The 17,573-nt window shown below is 47.4% G+C and carries 15 protein-coding genes; 7 read left to right on the top strand and 8 right to left on the bottom strand.

Annotated features, from left to right (window positions below; translation table 11 throughout):
* Nucleotides 1-277 precede the first annotated feature (277 nt).
* The 5 genes from rapA (at nt 278) to CA267_RS06195 (ending at nt 6,775) form a co-directional block, all read left to right on the top strand.
* Nucleotides 278-3,103 (top strand): RNA polymerase-associated protein RapA, encoded by a 2,826-nt coding sequence (gene rapA / locus CA267_RS06175; protein WP_075608296.1) that lies wholly within the window; start codon nt 278-280, stop codon nt 3,101-3,103.
* Complete coding sequence (locus tag CA267_RS06180) at nt 3,103-3,810, top strand: pseudouridine synthase (RefSeq protein WP_075608295.1); 708 nt, start codon at nt 3,103-3,105, stop codon at nt 3,808-3,810. The genes rapA and CA267_RS06180 overlap by 1 nt, the downstream gene beginning before the upstream one ends.
* A gap of 123 nt (nt 3,811-3,933) precedes the next feature.
* Nucleotides 3,934-4,791, top strand: a complete 858-nt coding sequence (locus CA267_RS06185; RefSeq protein WP_170669024.1) for a DUF3530 family protein — start codon at nt 3,934-3,936, stop codon at nt 4,789-4,791.
* A gap of 233 nt (nt 4,792-5,024) precedes the next feature.
* A complete protein-coding gene (locus CA267_RS06190) occupies nt 5,025-5,345 on the top strand; it encodes a hypothetical protein (protein WP_408609409.1) in 321 nt (106 codons plus the stop codon).
* An 86-nt stretch (nt 5,346-5,431) separates the two neighbouring features.
* Nucleotides 5,432-6,775 carry an AmpG family muropeptide MFS transporter gene (locus CA267_RS06195; protein WP_097349125.1) on the top strand — a complete coding sequence of 448 codons (1,344 nt, stop codon included), beginning with the start codon at nt 5,432-5,434 and terminating at the stop codon, nt 6,773-6,775.
* Nucleotides 6,776-6,805: 30 nt separating this feature from the next.
* Here CA267_RS06195 and CA267_RS06200 read toward each other — a convergent pair whose 3' ends face one another.
* The 7 genes from CA267_RS06200 to rppH form a co-directional block, all read right to left on the bottom strand.
* Entirely contained in the window at nt 6,806-7,783 is a 978-nt protein-coding gene (locus CA267_RS06200; RefSeq protein ID WP_075608291.1) for a sensor domain-containing diguanylate cyclase, read from the bottom strand.
* Nucleotides 7,783-8,802 carry a response regulator gene (locus CA267_RS06205; protein ID WP_075608290.1) on the bottom strand — a complete coding sequence of 340 codons (1,020 nt, stop codon included), beginning with the start codon at nt 8,800-8,802 and terminating at the stop codon, nt 7,783-7,785. Before CA267_RS06205 ends, CA267_RS06200 begins: the two co-directional genes overlap by 1 nt.
* 18 nt (nt 8,803-8,820) lie before the next feature.
* Nucleotides 8,821-9,654, bottom strand: coding sequence for a thymidylate synthase (locus CA267_RS06210; RefSeq protein WP_075608289.1), 834 nt, complete (start codon nt 9,652-9,654; stop codon nt 8,821-8,823).
* A 13-nt stretch (nt 9,655-9,667) separates the two neighbouring features.
* The gene (gene lgt / locus CA267_RS06215; protein ID WP_075608288.1) at nt 9,668-10,474 is read right to left on the bottom strand and encodes a prolipoprotein diacylglyceryl transferase; all 807 of its coding nucleotides are present in this window, start codon (nt 10,472-10,474) and stop codon (nt 9,668-9,670) included.
* Nucleotides 10,475-10,477: 3 nt separating this feature from the next.
* Nucleotides 10,478-11,284, bottom strand: a complete 807-nt coding sequence (locus CA267_RS06220) for a sulfite exporter TauE/SafE family protein (RefSeq protein ID WP_075608287.1) — start codon at nt 11,282-11,284, stop codon at nt 10,478-10,480.
* Between the two features lie 181 nt (nt 11,285-11,465).
* On the bottom strand, nt 11,466-13,757 hold the full coding sequence (gene ptsP, locus CA267_RS06225) for a phosphoenolpyruvate--protein phosphotransferase (protein WP_075609972.1): 2,292 nt from the start codon (nt 13,755-13,757) through the stop codon (nt 11,466-11,468).
* Between the two features lie 33 nt (nt 13,758-13,790).
* Entirely contained in the window at nt 13,791-14,324 is a 534-nt protein-coding gene (gene rppH, locus CA267_RS06230) for an RNA pyrophosphohydrolase (protein ID WP_075608286.1), read from the bottom strand.
* A 106-nt stretch (nt 14,325-14,430) separates the two neighbouring features.
* Between rppH and mutH the strand changes: the two genes are divergently transcribed.
* The gene (gene mutH / locus CA267_RS06235) at nt 14,431-15,105 is read left to right on the top strand and encodes a DNA mismatch repair endonuclease MutH (RefSeq protein WP_075608285.1); all 675 of its coding nucleotides are present in this window, start codon (nt 14,431-14,433) and stop codon (nt 15,103-15,105) included.
* Between the two features lie 69 nt (nt 15,106-15,174).
* Here mutH and CA267_RS06240 read toward each other — a convergent pair whose 3' ends face one another.
* Nucleotides 15,175-16,680 carry a CYTH domain-containing protein gene (locus CA267_RS06240; protein ID WP_075608284.1) on the bottom strand — a complete coding sequence of 502 codons (1,506 nt, stop codon included), beginning with the start codon at nt 16,678-16,680 and terminating at the stop codon, nt 15,175-15,177.
* 225 nt (nt 16,681-16,905) lie between these two features.
* Here CA267_RS06240 and CA267_RS06245 point away from each other — a divergent pair, with 225 nt between their 5' ends.
* Nucleotides 16,906-17,511, top strand: a complete 606-nt coding sequence (locus CA267_RS06245; protein ID WP_075608283.1) for a TIGR04211 family SH3 domain-containing protein — start codon at nt 16,906-16,908, stop codon at nt 17,509-17,511.
* The last annotated feature ends 62 nt before the right edge of the window (nt 17,512-17,573 follow it).

Consider the following 17,573-nt stretch of genomic DNA (forward strand, 5'->3'; position numbering starts at 1 on the left):
CAGGAAGCGGGAAAGCTGCGCCCGCAGGGAGAAAGCAGAACTTCCCATTTCTTACGTTGCATTATTTCGAAAGGCCCAGGCATTCCTTCAATAATGCGCCTTGAACTGAAAAGTTCTGCTTTCTCTGAGCTGATCACTTATTTATGCGGATCGGTATTACATTGCACTTCTGCTACACTTCCCTAATCTTTACCAGCGCGATTAAGTTGGATCTGCGCTTTATTACACGCAGCTTGGCAAGTACAATATCGCCCCCAAGAATGACAGAAGACGTAATATGACTTCAGCAAACGATTTTGCGGTCGGCCAGCGTTGGCTAAGTAATACCGAATCCGAACTGGGATTGGGCGCCATTATCAAAATAGACTTTCGCTCTGTGGAAGTATACTACCCCGCAAGCGGCGAAAGCCGGATTTATACGAAAAATGATGCTCCCCTTACTCGGTTGTTGTTTAGCCAAGGTGATACCGTTAAAAGTCAGGATGGCTGGTCGTTAACTGTTTCCGACATTCAACAAAGCCAAGGGGTAATGATTTACCACGGTCAGCGCGAAGATACCGGCGCAGATGTTCGGTTATCTGAAACCATGCTTGATCATCATATTCGTTTAAATCAGCCAGAGCAGCGATTGTTTAGTTTCCAGTTTGATAACCCAAAGTGGTTCGACTTGCGGCTTAACGCGCTTACTCATCAACATACGTACCTACGCTCTTCCACTATTGGGCTGGCAGGCGCGCGAATTGAGTTAATTCCACATCAGTTGCATATCGCTTCAGAAGTTGGAAGACGGCATGCGCCCCGCGTGCTATTGGCAGATGAAGTGGGCTTGGGAAAAACCATAGAAGCCGCGCTTATCATTCACCAACAGCTAAAAACAGACCGCGCCCAGCGAGTGCTGATTGTCGTGCCGGATTCACTGGTGCATCAGTGGCTGGTGGAAATGTTACGACGGGTGAATCTGGCGTTTTCCATTTTCGACGAAAGCCGTTGCGAAGCGTTGGATGAATCTGGTACCAACCCTTTTGAAAATGAGCAGCTGGTATTATGTAGTATCGATTTTCTGCGTAATAATCCCCAGCGCCATCAACAAGCTGCCGCCGCCGGCTGGGATTTGCTAGTCGTCGATGAAGCTCACCATCTTTCATGGTCAGCCGAGAGTCCATCGGAAGAGTATCAGCGTGTTGAACAATTGGCCGAAGTGACCGCAGGTGTGTTGCTGCTGACCGCCACCCCTGATCAACTTGGCCATGAAAGCCACTTTGCCCGGCTGCGGCTGCTTGACCCTGCCCGGTTTCATGATTACCAAACCTTTCTTGCAGAAGAAGCGAAATACAGCGAGCTGGCCGATGCCGTTGAACCGTTATTGACAGACGCCAGTTTGAGTCAGGAGCAAAAGGATACATTGCAATCTCTTGCCCCAGAAATTCTTGCTCATTACTCTGATATTGATGATCCTGACGTGCGACAGGCTCTGGTTCATCAGCTTATTGACTGTCATGGCACCGGAAGAATATTGTTCCGCAACCGCCGGGCGGGGATTTCCGGCTTCCCGATTCGGGAACTCCATGATTATCCGTTAGCTGCACCCGCCATCTATGACAGCGCTATTCATGGTAATGACCTGACCTACGCTTTATATCCAGAGCGTCAGCCCGCGTTGGTAAATAGCTGGATAGATGAAGATCCCAGAGTAGAATGGCTACTGGAATTTCTGTCCTCTATTCGCCCGGAAAAAGCGCTGCTCATTTGCGCCAGCGCAGTTACTGCACAGCAACTCGGTGAAGCCATCCGGCTGCGAACTGGTATTCGCCACAGCGTATTCCATGAAGGAATGAGTATTGTGGAACGCGACAAAGCGGCACATTATTTTGCTGATCCGGAAGATGGCGCACAAATACTGTTGTGTAGTGAAATTGGTAGTGAAGGCCGCAACTTTCAGTTTGCCCACCACCTGATATTATTCGATTTGCCGCTAACCCCTGACTTGCTGGAGCAACGTATTGGGCGGCTGGATCGTATTGGCCAAACTAAAGATATTCAAATTCACGTTCCCTTTTTAGTCGGAAGTGCGCAGGCGGTGCTGCTTGACTGGTATCATCAGGGGCTGGAAGCGTTCACGCAAACCTGCCCAACAGGCTCAGGAGTGTTTGAAGAAGTAAAACCATTACTTATCGGCGCCTGCCTCAATCCGGATGACGATAGCGCGTTAAGCGACTTGATTAACCAAAGTCATTCACTCAATCGGACATTAAAAGCACGGTTGGAAGAAGGGCGTGACCGGCTGCTTGAACTCAATGCTTCTGGAGAAGGTAAAGTAGAAACGCTGCTAGAGGAAATAGTGGCGCTGGACAGTTCACTGGACTTGTCTCGATTTATGGGGCGTTTACTCGATGCACTTGGTGTAAATCAGGAAGAAAAAGGTAACGATTGTTTTATTCTTACGCCCACTGAGCAAATGGTAAACCAGCTTCCCGGCCTCGATCCTGAAGGCATGACAGTCACGTATCGGCGCCGCGCAGCCACCACATTGGAACATGTACATTTTTTAAGTTGGGATCATCCATTGGTTCACAACGCCATTGATATGGTGTTAACCGATGTGCTAGGCAAAAGCAGCGTAGGCTTTATTGCAGATAAAAACCTGCCCAAAGGCGCCTATTGGCTGGAAACTGTGTTTGTTCTAGAAGCTAATGCGCCAAAGGCTCTGCAACTGGGCAGATTCCTTCCTTCCACGCCTATCCGCATTTGTTTAGATGCGCAAGGCACTGAAGTCGACCATGATTTTGATGTTAGCCGGCTGGCAGGACGTAAAATTGCCCAACAGCTTATTCAGGCGTTGCAAAAGCAGGTAACCCTGCATCTGGAAAAGGCGAAGGTGGCAGCGCAGGAGCAAGCTCAGGAAATTTTACACACTGCCAAAACCGCTATGCATGAGACGTTAACAGGTGATATTCAGCGGTTAAAAGATTTACAAAAGCAAAATCCGGCGGTGCGGGATAGCGAAATTGCCTTTGTTGAAAATCAGGTTGTTGAGCTTGATGCGGCGCTAAAATCTGCCGATGTCCAATTTGATGCCGTGCGCATTGTGGTAAACAACCCATAATGGCGAACCCGCAGTTCGAGTATAACCCACCGCTGTCGCCGTACCTGACCATCATTTACAGGGACGACGATATTGTGGTAGCCAATAAGCCCGGCGGCTTGCTCAGTGTTCCGGGTAAAGCGCCGATACACCGGGATTCTCTGATTGCGCGGGTACAGCGGGTTTTTCCCACTGCGACTGTGGTTCATCGATTGGATATGGCAACATCTGGTGTAATGATAATGGCGTTAAATAAAGCCAGTCATCGGCACTTGTCTCGCCAGTTCGAGACTCGAAATACTCACAAACGGTATTTTGCCCGGGTCGACGGGAACGTACAGAATAACTACGGCGAAATTACGCTTCCGCTGATTTGCGATTGGCCAAACAGGCCAAAGCAGAAAGTCGATCATGAACACGGCAAACCGGCGCTTACCCGCTATGAAGTGGTAAGACGCAAAGACGATGAAACGCTGGTTGCTCTGCTACCGGTTACCGGTCGGTCACACCAGTTGCGCGTGCATATGTTGTCTATAGGGCACGTCATCCTTGGTGATCGACTTTACGCTGACGAAGTCATTAAAGGTAAAGCTGAACGGCTCCAACTGCACGCGCAATCTCTTATTATCACCCATCCCACCAGTGGCAATTGGCTTAGATTTGAAGCACCCATGCCCTTTGGCGATTACTCCCCGCCTCCTCTGCCCTTGCCCGAGAACAACTGTTAAGCAGCAGAATACTCATCCGCCTTGATGCGTGATCAGCCTCAAGGTGGATGAGTAGAACTTCAGTTTTTATCTGAATTGCCGATACAAGCCCGACAGTTTTTTAAAGCAACTATGGTAAAGGGTATGGGCGGATTCTTGGTTAAGTTAGTAATGGTAGTTGCCCTGATGCTGGTGAGTGCCATTTGCTTCGCCGACTCACGGGTGGAAGATATTAAGTTACAGTACCGTGAAAGTGAGTACACCACAGTGCTTGTGGGCGATACCGCCGTGCCGGTGTTTATTAAGCCGGCGGCAATACCTTTGTCTCGCGGCGTTGCTCTGATTGTAGTTGACGGTGGCTATTACGGCCTGTCGTTGCAAGATGCCAAAACCTTGGCAACCCAGCTAAACCTATGGGGGTGGGATACGCTTATTTCGCCCACGCTTCTTGATGATAGCCCGGTAAATCCGGCTACTGGCACTGCCCCGGCTGATTTACCTGATACCAGCATTCATCCCAGAAGTGACAGCTTGCCTGCGCAGCTGAATTTCACTGATTCGCAAACCCGTTTAACCTTACTGATGAACGCACTTTATAATAAGGTTGAAGATAAAAAAGGGTTTCGTTTAGTCATCAGTCAAGGTATGACAGCAGCTCAACTCGTCAGCTTAGGTGCAGCAGAAAAAATTCCCATGCCGGACAGTATGGTAGTTATTGCCCCCTTCTGGCCTCAGGAGGACGCTAATAAAGCATTGGTGCACGAAATTGCCGACACTAATTTTCCTGTCCTGGATATCAGCTTGCCTGACAGCAATCGATGGCAAAAACAAACGGTCACAACCAGAAGACAGGCCGCCATTGTCGCCCTGAAACTGCATTATCGGCAGCGGCAAATGAAGGTACAGCCTGTGCCATCGTTTCAACCTTATACCTATGAGAATCCCTTCGTGAATGGGATAGGAAAAGAGATCTATGGCTGGATCACTTATCTGGGATGGTAATGCAAGTCCGCAATGATGTTTGCTCACTCAGCGCGATAATTTGCCCGCTTTTCCCTTTTCTGCAGCTTACATGAAGGGAAACAAAAAACTGACCGTTCATTCAAGTTTCTTTCGACTCACTTTTTTTCTAAAGATTTCATTGATCTATTTTCGTTACTCTGGTTTAGGAGGAAATTAGGTTAGTAAGCGCTATACTAGGATCATAATAACAACATTGTTGGCAGTACTTGGTGATGGTCACATCGTTCATAGACACGAAATCAAAACAATTATGCTATTACTTGCACGCGTTCTGGGACGAGAAGTTGGCGTTCAGGGAAATAGAAATATTCTTCTGGGATACGCTGGAGGAATGGAGCCAGGTGGAATATAACCTGACCCTGCCTTACACTCAGCAGGAACGCGTTTTCTGGCACTTGCTGCATCAATTACATTATTGGCCGGAAGAGAAGCTTCGTTCTGATACCTTTCTTGTCGAAGAGCTGACAAACTGCATCTCCTTTCTGGAAGGGAAAGGCATTTGCCCTTTCGACTGCATTGGCATTCGGCCCTAAACGTCTGAATAGCTGACGAAAGGCTTGCGTTTGCCTGGGGTTATATGATCCAATGACGCTATTCCCCACCGTGACAGTTAACCATTTTGTTCCAAGCCCTGCGCGTATATAAAGATAAACGATTAATCAGCGTCTTCCTGTTCGGTGTGGCCAGCGGCTTTCCCTGGTTGATGATTGGTTCTGTTATGTCAGCCTGGCTAAAAGATGAAGGGCTGAGCCGTTCGGCTATCGGCTTATTTGGTTCTATATTTTCTGTTTACGCCGTCAACTTCCTGTGGTCTCCGCTGCTGGATAGGGTGCGCCTTCCATGGCTAGGCCAAAGACGAGGCTGGATTATTACCATGCAAGCTGGCATTGGCTTGTGTTGCCTCTATATGGCCACGCTAAATGTCCAAACGCAATTGTTTTACATGGCACTAACAGGGCTGATTCTCGCTGTGTTTTCTGCCACTCAGGATATTGCTATCGATGCCTATCGTATAGATATCATCAGGGAAGAAGAAAAAGATAAATTGTCTGCTGCTTCCTCGCTGGCAACTGCAGGTTGGTGGACCGGTTATGGTGGTTTGGGCGCAATCCCCTTTTTCCTCGCCGATTCCTCCAACTGGTACTGGCCGCAGATATATTTTCTGCTCGGCGGCTTTATGCTTGTGCTGATGGCAGCAACCATTTGGGCGAAGGAGCCGCTTATCGACCGCACGGTGGTACAGGGTGCGGCAGAAAAACGTTTTGCCCAAGCGATCAGCGGTAACAAAGGCAAAGCCGGATTTGGCGCAAATGTCATGAGTTGGATGGTTGTCACCGTTGCTGAGCCGTTTCGAGAGTTTTTTCAGCGTAATGGTGTAAGGCTGGCGCTTTCGGTCCTGCTGTTTATTTTCCTGTTTAAGCTGGGCGAGGCGTTTTTGGGCCGTATGAGTATTGTATTTTACAAAGAAGTCGGCTTTTCAAATAGCGACATCGGCTCGCTATCGAAGCTTTTAAACTGGTGGGTGACCATTGTTTTCTCCATTATCGGCGGATTAGTAAATATACGCTATGGCATTTACCGGGGGTTAATGATTGCAGGTATTGCTATGGCGAGTAGTAACCTGATGTTTGCGTGGATGGCGCAGACGGGACCAGATAAAATGCTTTTTGCCGCCACTGTCATTGTCGATGGATTCACGGCAGCATGGAGCTCGGTAGCCATGGTAGCGTTTATTTCATTGCTGTGTAATCGCGCGTTTAGTGCTACTCAATATGCGCTGATGGCATCGTTAAGCGTGGCCGGACGTAATCTTTTGGCTTCGGGTTCCGGGGTCATTGTGGATTATCTGGGCGGAAACTGGAGCGCGTTTTTTATTCTTACCGCCGTTATGGTAATACCAAGCCTGTTATTTCTTCGGACCATTAAACAAGACATTATTCGCGCCGAGAAACGAAGCTACTAGCGCTTTTAACTGCGGCGCGAGTTGAGAGGTCTAATCAGAAGCATTTGGCAGCCAAGCCTGATTTTTTGTCACCACTTGGTTTCGACCGGCTGTTTTGGCACCATAAAGCGCTTCATCGGCGTCTTCAAGCCATTCCAGCGAGTTAGCATGATTAGCAGAATATTCAGCTAAGCCTATGCTCACGGTGAACGTAATCTGCTCGCCCTCATGCTCTACTATTGTGTTAAGAGCTGACTTTCTAATGCGCTCTGCCACTTTAACTGCGTTCTTCGCGCCGGTATCTGTCAGCACAATGGCGAATTCTTCACCACCATATCGTCCAGCTAAATCCGTTTCGCGGATGTTCTTCTGAATAACCGCAGCCAGCGCCTGAATAACTTTATCCCCCGCTTGGTGGCCATAAGTATCGTTCACCTTTTTGAAATGATCGATGTCCAGCATCATCGCTGAGGTTGGCTTTTCATTGCGTTGCGCCAGTTTGAAAATATGATCGAAACGTTCTTGCCAATAACGCCTGTTATACAATCCGGTAAGGCCATCTACTCTACTTAACACCTTCATTTCTTCATTCAAACGCTCAACCCGCAGCTTACTTAGTGCCTGATCCGTTACGTCGTAAACCAGCATACACAATCGTTCGATGTCTCCATTAGGAGAAGTCAAAGGAAACATGGTGACGTTTTGAAACATGTGGGCTGAATCAGAGGTTATTGGCCGGTTGCTGCCAAACTTAAATAAGTACGGACGCTGCTCCCAAATCAGAAACACTGGAGTTTTTAGATTGAAAACTGGCTCAGCTTTAGCCTGCAACCATTTTTTGTCGATTTCAGGAAAGTGTGAAAACAGCGAAGTGCCGCAAATCTGGCTGGGGAGGAGGTCTGAGTGGTTCTCCATAAACTGGTTCCACACCTCAACTTCAAACGACGAATTCAGTACAACAATACCCACCTCAATGGAGCTTAACAAATCGTTTTGCCAGTGTATTTGAAGAAGATCAGAAGATATCATTAGTCCCCCTCATCCTCGACCAGCCGGGTGTAAATCTTATCCATTGCCTCATCGGGGAACAGCAACAGCAGGTCGAAACTGATGTCACGACTTTTGATGGCGTAGGCAATTTCCACTGCCATAATTTTTTTCCAACGCGACAAATTATCGCTTAGCAACACATCAAGCCCGCGGTGTTGGCCCAATAATATGGGCTGACTATGGCTGAAGCTCACGTTCAATTGAGCCGAAAGAGCATTAAGACAAGCGCCAATAAGAATATTCGAAACATCCATCAGCGCTTCTAATTGCAGATGCTCATCGTATCCTGCGGAATCATAGTTTAGCAGCTTCACCATATTGTCGGTATTGGTGTCATTGAATATAACCAGTGCTTCACCTTTTATGCCAGCACTCACAAATCCTTTTGACACTGCCGACACCCGTTCATTGCGATTAATTTCCGCAACTGCCATATGCAGCTCGTTGCTCTCAATGACATTAACGTTGGGAATAGGCAAATCAATAAATTCACCTAGCAGCTTGGCAAGATTTTCACCGGCACGCCCCATGGCAACATTGACCAGCTCGCGATAGGCATCAAGCTGATAATTCTTGTCATATTGCGGGCTGAGACTGCTAACGCTCTTACGTTCGATGGCAATACTGTCACCGCTATAAAGACCGTACTGCTTTAAAAGCGACATCAGCTTTTGGTTATCTATAGGCTTGCGAATAAAATCCAGTGCACCTAAATTTATCATTCGCTGACGGGCTTCAGGCTGCACATCTCCGGAAACCACAATTACCATACAAGACAAATCGTCTTCACGAATTACCTCCATGGTTTTATACCCGTCCATTACCGGCATATTAAGATCAAGAAACATGACGTCGCCTTTGCCCTTACGAATCAGATCAATGGCTTCCTGTCCGTTTTCAGCAAAGGCAATATCAACATCCCAGCCATCTGGAATTGCCCGAGCCATCTGCTTACGAGCAAATCCGGAATCATCACATATCAAGACTGGTGTCGTCATGTAACCTCGCGGTAAATCTTAAATTGCCACTGGTGCCTTAATATGAGGGTGGGCCTGATAATTCTGTAACTCAAAATCTTCAAAGGTAAAATTGAAAATATCTTTCACGTTAGGATTAATGATCATTTTAGGCTTAGGGTACGGCTTTCTCGCGAGTTGCGTTTCGGCCTGAGCCAGGTGATTTACATACAGATGGGCATCCCCAAGCGTATGAATAAACTCACCAGGCTGAAGATCGCAAACTTGCGCTACCATCAATGTCAATAAAGCATAACTGGCAATATTGAAAGGAACGCCAAGAAAAACATCACCACTTCGCTGGTACAATTGACAGGACAGCTTGCCCTCCAGCACGTAAAATTGGAACATAGTGTGGCAGGGAGGTAACGCCTGTTTCCCCATCGCCGCATTTTCTTTAGGAGAATAACGGGTATCGGGAAGCACCGCTGGATTCCAGGCACTTACAATTAACCGGCGGGAATCAGGGGTAGTCTTTATCTGGTGAATAACATCGCTAATCTGGTCAATGGTGGAACCATCCCCACCATCCCAGCTACGCCACTGGTGTCCGTATACTGGTCCCAACTCGCCTTCAGGCGTAGCCCACCCGTCCCAAATTGACACGCCGTTGTCTTGCAAATACCGAATATTGGTTTCTCCTTTGAGAAACCAAAGCAACTCATGAATGATGGACTTTAAGTGGCACTTTTTTGTCGTTACCAGCGGAAAACCTTCAGCCAAATTAAAGCGCATTTGATAGCCAAACACGCTAATTGTCCCGGTGCCGGTACGGTCCTCTTTTCTCACGCCTTGTTCGCGGACGTGACGCATAAGCTGCAAATATTCTTTCATTTTTTTCTTTTAGTTAATTAGGAGACACCTGTGCAGATGTGCGGGTATAGGCTCTGTACATTAACCACACACCCAGTAAAATCATAGGTACACACAGCAATTGCCCTTGGCTTAAGCCAATCTTGTACAAGCCCAGATGCGCATCCGGCTCACGAAAGTATTCTACAATAAAGCGAAATGCGCCATAGCCAAGAAGAAACAGCCCGCTTACTGCTCCCACAGGCCGAGGCCTTGCAGAATATAACCATAATATTATAAACAGTAGCACACCTTCCAAGGCAAATTCATATAACTGAGAAGGATGTCGCGGAATGTTACCAGCTTCCGGGAAAATAATCGCCCACGGCACATCTGTCTGTCTTCCCCATAATTCGCCGTTCAAAAAGTTGCCAATACGTCCAGCTCCTAAGCCAATAGGAACTAACGGCGCGACAAAGTCACCAACTTGCAGAAACGTTGCTTTCATTCTTCGAGATTGCCAGAATAACGCCGCCAGTACCCCCAGCAGTCCACCGTGAAATGACATACCACCAGCCCAAATCTTAAAGAGATAGAGAGGGTTCTCAAGAAACATTTCAAACTGGTAGAACAAAACATAACCGATGCGCCCGCCTAGAATAACGCCTACGAACCCCCAGAAAAGAAGATCGCTAAGTTGTTCTTTGGTCCAATCGGTTTGTTCCAGTCGCTTGTGCGCTAACAAATATGCAGCTACAAAGCCTACGAGGTACATCATGCCGTACCAACGTACACTTAGCGGCCCCACACTAAAAATAATGGGATCAATATTTGGAAAAACCAGAAAACTGCTTTCTGCCATGGTTTACTCTATTCCTAAAATCATTCGAATACTGACTAACACTAATAGGCCAGCCAGTATCTTCTTTAATATGTCTGTATTCATCCTCTGACCCAACTTGGCGCCGAGGTTCGCGGTAAATATTGAAGTAGCAACAATACCAAAGGTTGCAGGTAAATAAACATAACCTACCGCACCCACTGGCAAACCGGGCGCTACTCGTCCGGCATACACAAAGCTGGCTGTTCCAAACAAAGCAATGACCAAACCACTTAAAGCAGCGCAGCCAATCGCTTGTCTGATGTTTACTTGAAACCAGACTAAAGCAGGTACCAGCAGCGCACCACCGCCGATTCCCATCAATGCACTGATCGCACCCGTCAGGCTTGCAACGGTTACCAATATACCACGGGTCGCCTTGTGCGCTGAGGGTTGGCGTTTTCCCAATACCATCTGTGCAGCAATGACTATTACCAACACGGAAAAAATATTTTTCAACGTATGGCCAGAGATTGTGCTGGCTATCTGCGCTCCTAATGTTGCTCCTACAGCAACGCCAACTCCGCACCACACTACAATATGCCGATTAATGTTTCCAAGCGCATGATGCGCGCGGGCAGAGGAAAGACTTGTGAGAACAATTGTCGAAAGCGATGTTGCCACTGCCATAGGCATTACTAAGTTTGTACTTAAGTTAAGGAAATGCACCATCAAAAAAGACAGTGCAGGAACGATAATCAGGCCGCCCCCGATTCCCAGCATACCCGCCAAGAGACCAGCAACAAGGCCGATAGCCGCACAGCAGACAATAATAATGTATACGGGATCCATATAATGCTCATAAAGTTTTACTGCGTTAGGTTAAGCATCCTACCCACGAGTATTTCCGCTTCACTTGCTACCTTAAAACCGCGGACGTAGGTTAACAAAAAATATCGCAGAATTCTTTGATCAACTATCACAGGAATTGCAGTCTTGCCTGCATTTTTGTGTGAAAAGTTATTCGTAGCGGTTAAGAGCCAGCCCGAATAAGGCCGCCAAGCCCTTTTTGTTCCAGGTAATTATTGATAAGAATATAAACATCTTCATGCGTATTGGCGGTGAGTGCGCAGGATAACAGTTCCTTACTTTCTTCCAGGCTTACATTACGAATCACCCAGTTAATTTTTCGCAGATTGTAGGCGTTCATACTGAGTCGGCGATATCCCATTCCCATCAGCAGGATTGCGCCGCCAGGTTCTCCGGCTATTTCACCGCATATAGTGACGGGTACTTGATTATGATCCGATTGCCTGACGATATCATAAAGTGCACTTAGCACGGCAGGATGATAGCTATTGTACAAGCTGGCAACTCGTGTGTTGTTGCGGTCGACAGCCAGCAGGTACTGGGTTAGATCATTACTTCCTACGGAGAAAAAGTCCACGTGCCTGGCTAGCTGAGGCAGCTGATATAACACCGAAGGGACTTCAAGCATGATTCCCAGTTTTGGTCGATGCAATTGGATATTCTGAGATTTGATTTCGTCGCTGATCTCGTAAAAAGCCTGCTCGATAAGCCGCTTCGCTTCCTGCACTTCGCTAACAGAAGAAATCATGGGCAACATAATCTGCAGATTGTTCATCCCGAGACTTGCCCGCAGCATTGCCCGCACTTGTACCAGAAAAATTTCCGGATGATCCAGTGTTAAACGAATCCCTCGCCAGCCGAGAAAAGGATTTTCTTCATTTATCGGAAAATAGGGCAATGGCTTATCGCCACCCACATCCAAAGTACGCATGGTGATAGGCTGTTCGGGCGATGATTCAAGAATCTGCCGATAAAGTTGCACTTGCTCCTGTTCGGAGGGAAAACGTTCCCGCAGCATAAATGGAATTTCAGTTCGGTACAGCCCTATCCCCGCGTTATGAATGTTGGCATTCAGCTCCACTTCAGCCGATAAGCCAGCATTGATGTAAAGCTGGATTCGGCATCCATCTTCTGTCTTGCAGGGTTGACCAGCCTGGGCTTCGATCCGCTTCGACAGCGTCGCTTCTTCTTCAATTAACTGGGTAAACTCACTGAGTATGTTCGGCTCCGGCGCAATAATAACTTCACCAGAGTAGCCGTCTAACAGCAGGTTCTTCCCTTCCAGCAAGGCCGGAGAGATATTTTGGCAACCCATTACTGCCGGTACACCCATAGCTCTGGCAAGAATGGCCGCATGGGAATTATTCGAGCCTCGAATCGAAATAATGCCTTTCAGATACTGACGAGGGAACTCGGCGAGCATAGTTGCCGACACTTCTTCGGCAACCAGAATACTGTCCTGCGTGGCCATTTTGGCCTTAATTGTGTGGCCTTTCGCTTCAATTAAAATATTGGTAAGAATTCGGTTAGACAAATCAATGATGTCTATTGCCCGTTCCTGCATGTATGGGTCTTCCATACTCAGAAATCGAGCGGCATAGTCTTCAACCACCATCTTCAATGAGGAGGCGGCGTCCCAACCCTCTTTTATCTTTCCTTCCACTTCTCGCCCCAGGCTGTTTGCATCAAGCAACTGGTGGTAAAGCTGAAAAATAGATTTCACGTCGTCAGGAATTTCATCATCCAGGCGTTGTGATAAATCATCAACCTGAGTACGGGTAACTTCTACGCCTTTACGATAACTTTGAACCTCAAGGGATACATCATCGCAGCGATTGACCACCCAGCTGCGCAGATCAATTTTGGCATCAGTGGCAAACCCTTTTCCAATTGCCAAACCGGGGGAGCCGGCAATCCCCCTGACATTTTTTTGCCGGGGCAGAGCGCGAATGGCAGTGGCATTACTCAGCGCGCCGCGCATTTCAGCATTGGTAATTTCCAGCGCCATCTGCGCGGCTAACGTAACCAGGAAGGCTTCTTCGTCTTCACTGAAGCGGCGCATCTCACTTTGTTGCATGGTGATAACACCAAGCACTTTGCGCTGATGGATTATTGGTGTGCCAAGGAAGGCATTATAGTTTTCTTCCTGCACTTCAGGATAATGCTTGAAGCGAGGATGTTGATGGGCGTTTTCTATATTCAGCGGTTCTTCTCGCTGACCTACCAGGCCGATAAGGCCTTCGGAAAAACCGATGCGCACCCGTTCAACAGCATCTGGATGCAAACCATCGGTGGCTTTTAGAACAAACTCCTGCTGCTCATAGTCAGCAAGATAAATGGAGCAGGAATCTACCTGCATGGTTTGCTTTACGCGGGAGGCCAGGCGTAACAGGGCTTTGTCCAGTTCCGGGATTTGATTCATTTCCTGCACTATACGCTTAAGCGTAGTGAGTATATTTCCCTTATTGGACAATTGACTTCCCCTGTTTTAACCCTTACGACGTTTACGGTGGCGTTTATGAGGCGGGCTTTGTGTATTTTTTGACACAGCAGGCATCACAACTCCACTAAATTCTTTCATCACTTTGCGATATACATCACGCTTAAAAGACACCACATTACGCACAGGATACCAATAACTCACCCAGCGCCAGTCGTCAAATTCGGGATGACCAGTTTTCAGTACATCTACATCTTTTTCCTGGCAATCAAGTTGCAACAAAAACCATTTCTGTTTTTGTCCTATACATACCGGATTACTGCCTTGACGAATCAGCCGTTTAGGCAGTTTGTAGCGCATCCAGTTACGGGTGACGCTTAACAATGTCACGTCTTTAGGACTTAACCCTACCTCTTCGTGCAGCTCCCGGTACATAGCTTGTTCTGCAGTTTCCCCCTCATCAATTCCGCCTTGTGGAAACTGCCATGAATGTTGGCCATAACGCCTTGCCCAAAATATCTGACCCATTTTGTTGCAAATCACTATGCCCACATTCGCACGGAATCCATCGGCATCTATCACTTAGACTCCTGGGCACGATAAACTTTTCTATTCTTGCATTCTTCCATAAACTATAGCCCTTTCAAAGTATTAATCATTATTAGCTGCTGATTGCCTGAGGAACGCCGTGAAAGTACCTGCTTCACCGCCTATAAATACTGATGATTTACTCGCTAGAAGCCACGCCATAGCAGGGCTTTCACTAGGTGAGCTGGCCAAAATGGCGAACATAAATATTCCGGCTAATTTACAGCGGCACAAGGGCTGGCCGGGGCAGTTACTTGAACTTTGGCTGGGTGCAAGTGCAGGTTCTAAACCGCAGCAGGACTTTCCTGAACTGGCAATTGAGCTAAAAACTGTACCCATAGACGCTTGCGGAAAGCCGCTTGAAACCACATACGTTTGCTACGCACCCTTGTTAATGTCTCCGGGGATCACCTGGGAAACATCTAGCGTTCGCAACAAGCTACAGCAGGTATTATGGGTTCCTTTAGAAGGAGACCGGCGTATTCCGCTGGCAGAGCGTCGTGTTGCCACAGCAGTATTATGGCAACCCTCTGCTCAGGAGGATGCGCAACTGCGGGAAGATTGGGAAGAACTGACAGAAATGGTACTGCTGGGAAAGGTGGAAAATATCACGGCAAAACATGGCGACATGCTGCAGATGCGGCCGAAAGCAGCCAATGGCAGTGTACTTACAGATGCTCTGGGGCCGGAAGGGCAACGTATTCGTACGCGCCCTCGCGGCTTTTATTTACGTAAAGCCTTCACCCATAATATTCTGCTAAATGCTTTTGATTAATCCGGTAAATGTCCATTTCACGTGCATCGCAAGCCATGCTCGCTGAAGCTATCCTTATTGAGCGGTCGATTACCAGTAAACATCGCTTTGCATACCCACCTGTCGGGTTCGTTCCATTACATTTAGCAGGTTGTTGGTTTTGTCCTCCACCCACTGCATTAGCTCTTCCTGGCTCTCCAGTTCTGACTCCCGAAGGGTTTGCTTAAGGACTAACAGCGCTTTTAGCTCTTCGATTCCCGTGAGAATATCCAGCCATGGCGCCCGAAATTGATCACGCTCCGCCGGAAACAAATCCGCCAATAAAAAGCCGTTCCACATTGTCTGGCGCAACATATTTTCAATGGCAATGTAATTTGCAGGTCCCATCGCCTGGGCGCGAGGCAGACTTTGTTGCACCGCTTGCCAATCTTGCGACAGCCATCCTTTTGCATGCTCAGTAACTGGCATGTCATAACCTTTCGCGTGCTCACGCCAGGGCCGGGAATACAGTATCTCAGATACCATAATTTTTATTTGCGTAGACGCTTTATCATAAAAAAGAGCATCTGGAGCGTGGGCGTGAATTAATCCGGCTTTTCTTCCCTGCAGGTAACTAAGCAACGACGGATATTTACTTAAGCATTTATTGAACAAGCTTTTCTTGGATAACAGATACCTTAAACTTTGCAAGTCTTCCTGCCATAACCACACTTGCATGAATTTCATCACCTGCTTATGCAGTTCAAGCATTTCCGGACACTGTAAAACAGGTAGGTATAACGACACGCTTTGCAGCAACAGACGAAGACTATCTGCTACTTCAGACAACAATTTTACAGAGCCAGTTTCAAGATACAAATGCTCATGATGTTGCCAGTGCGCAAGCGCGCATTGCGCAGATTTCGCAAATGCGTTTTCTGTTGTTTCCTCTTCATGTAACTGTAAAAAGGCAGGCAGCGGCTTCACCTGCGGGTTCACACCATGTAATAACTGATATCCTTGCGCGGCTTTTGAAACATCGCTTAAACGAAGCTCCAGCTTCTCGTTAAGTACCGTTGCCAGCAGAAAGAGCTCACTAACCTGCCCTTCCAGTAATTCAAGTTCAATTTCTTGAATCGGTGCTCGAGCCTTGCCGGTTTTAACTTCGCCCTCGTCAAACACCAGTTCAATTACAGAACCATGACAACCTACCTCAAACGCGGTGCGGGTAAAATGGGTAGAAAACTGGCGCGCTAATTTTGTATTTATTACATCTGCGTCCCATTCTGGCGGCCAGACGTCTTTATCAAAAAGTCGCAAATCAGGTTGAGCATCTTTAAGCGGAATGTTGTATTCTGCCCGCTCATGCAGTCCACCACTGACTCTTCCGTGGGTTTTCAGCGTTTGCTCGAAGCGTCCGTTATTGCCTCGAACCCGGAATCCCATTTTTTGGTGCTGAAAATCATGATTGGAGGTATCGTAGTAATCGTTCTGTAGCTGTTTTTCGTGAGCTTTGGAAACATCCATGCCCATGTCGCTAAGTACAGGTACCACAGTGTCGAGGAAAAGCGCCAGCGCATTGTGACGAGTGACAAACTTTATTTCTATTTCTGCCATATTAAGAGAGTGCTGGCCTTGCAAAAGATGAGCGTCACCTTACCTCTGTCAGAAGAGATTGGCAATCTGTCCCTTGGCTTGAGAGAGAAAATACAGATAACCACTGAACTGATTTTGCGGTAGAGTGGTCGTATAACCCAGATATGTAGACAAGTCATAGACTTGCCTTTAACGTAGTCAGCCCCTACCATCGGTGGTGGTTCTAATTTAGTAAACGGATATTTTATGCTTCGTAAGTGGTTCTCGATCGCCCTGATCGCGTTTTCTTCACAGGTTTTTGGCTTGCAGGATTCTGTCGAACTTCAAGCCTCTTCATCTCATTATATTAGAGATGATCTGTTTGTTTTCCTGCATGCGGGCCCCGGTAGAAACTATCGGATCCTGGGGTCGGTCGAAGCCGGCACCCCCATCACCATTATACAGCACAACCGCGAAACAGAATTTAGCGAGATAAGAGAAAAAGTTGAAGGACGCACCGGGTGGGTGGAAACCAAATTTGTCAGCAACCAGATTTCCCGTGCTGAGCAATTACCCATTATTAGCCAACAACTTGCAGACAGCCAGGCCAGCTTGCAGGGTTTACAGTCGGAAAACAGTAAAATCAAACAACAGCTAAACGACGCGCGTCAGCAGTTGGCGAAGCTTACTACGCAAACGGAGAACCAGACAAAGGAAGTCAACACGTTGACGGCGCAGTTGGAAGCAGAAAGTAAAGACGAAATGATAAAATGGTTTACGTGGGGCGGTATTGTCGCTGGCGGAGGCGTTCTGTTAGGTGTTATTTTAACCTTCCTACCGAAGAAGAGACGCCGCGAAGATACGTGGATGTAAGACTGTTCCGCAGTAATCTTTGCTCAGTTCAAACATAGAGTATTAGTAGGAATAAAAAAAGG

The organism is Alteromonas pelagimontana (genome assembly GCF_002499975.2).
GTDB classification, from domain to species: Bacteria; Pseudomonadota; Gammaproteobacteria; order Enterobacterales; family Alteromonadaceae; genus Alteromonas; species Alteromonas pelagimontana.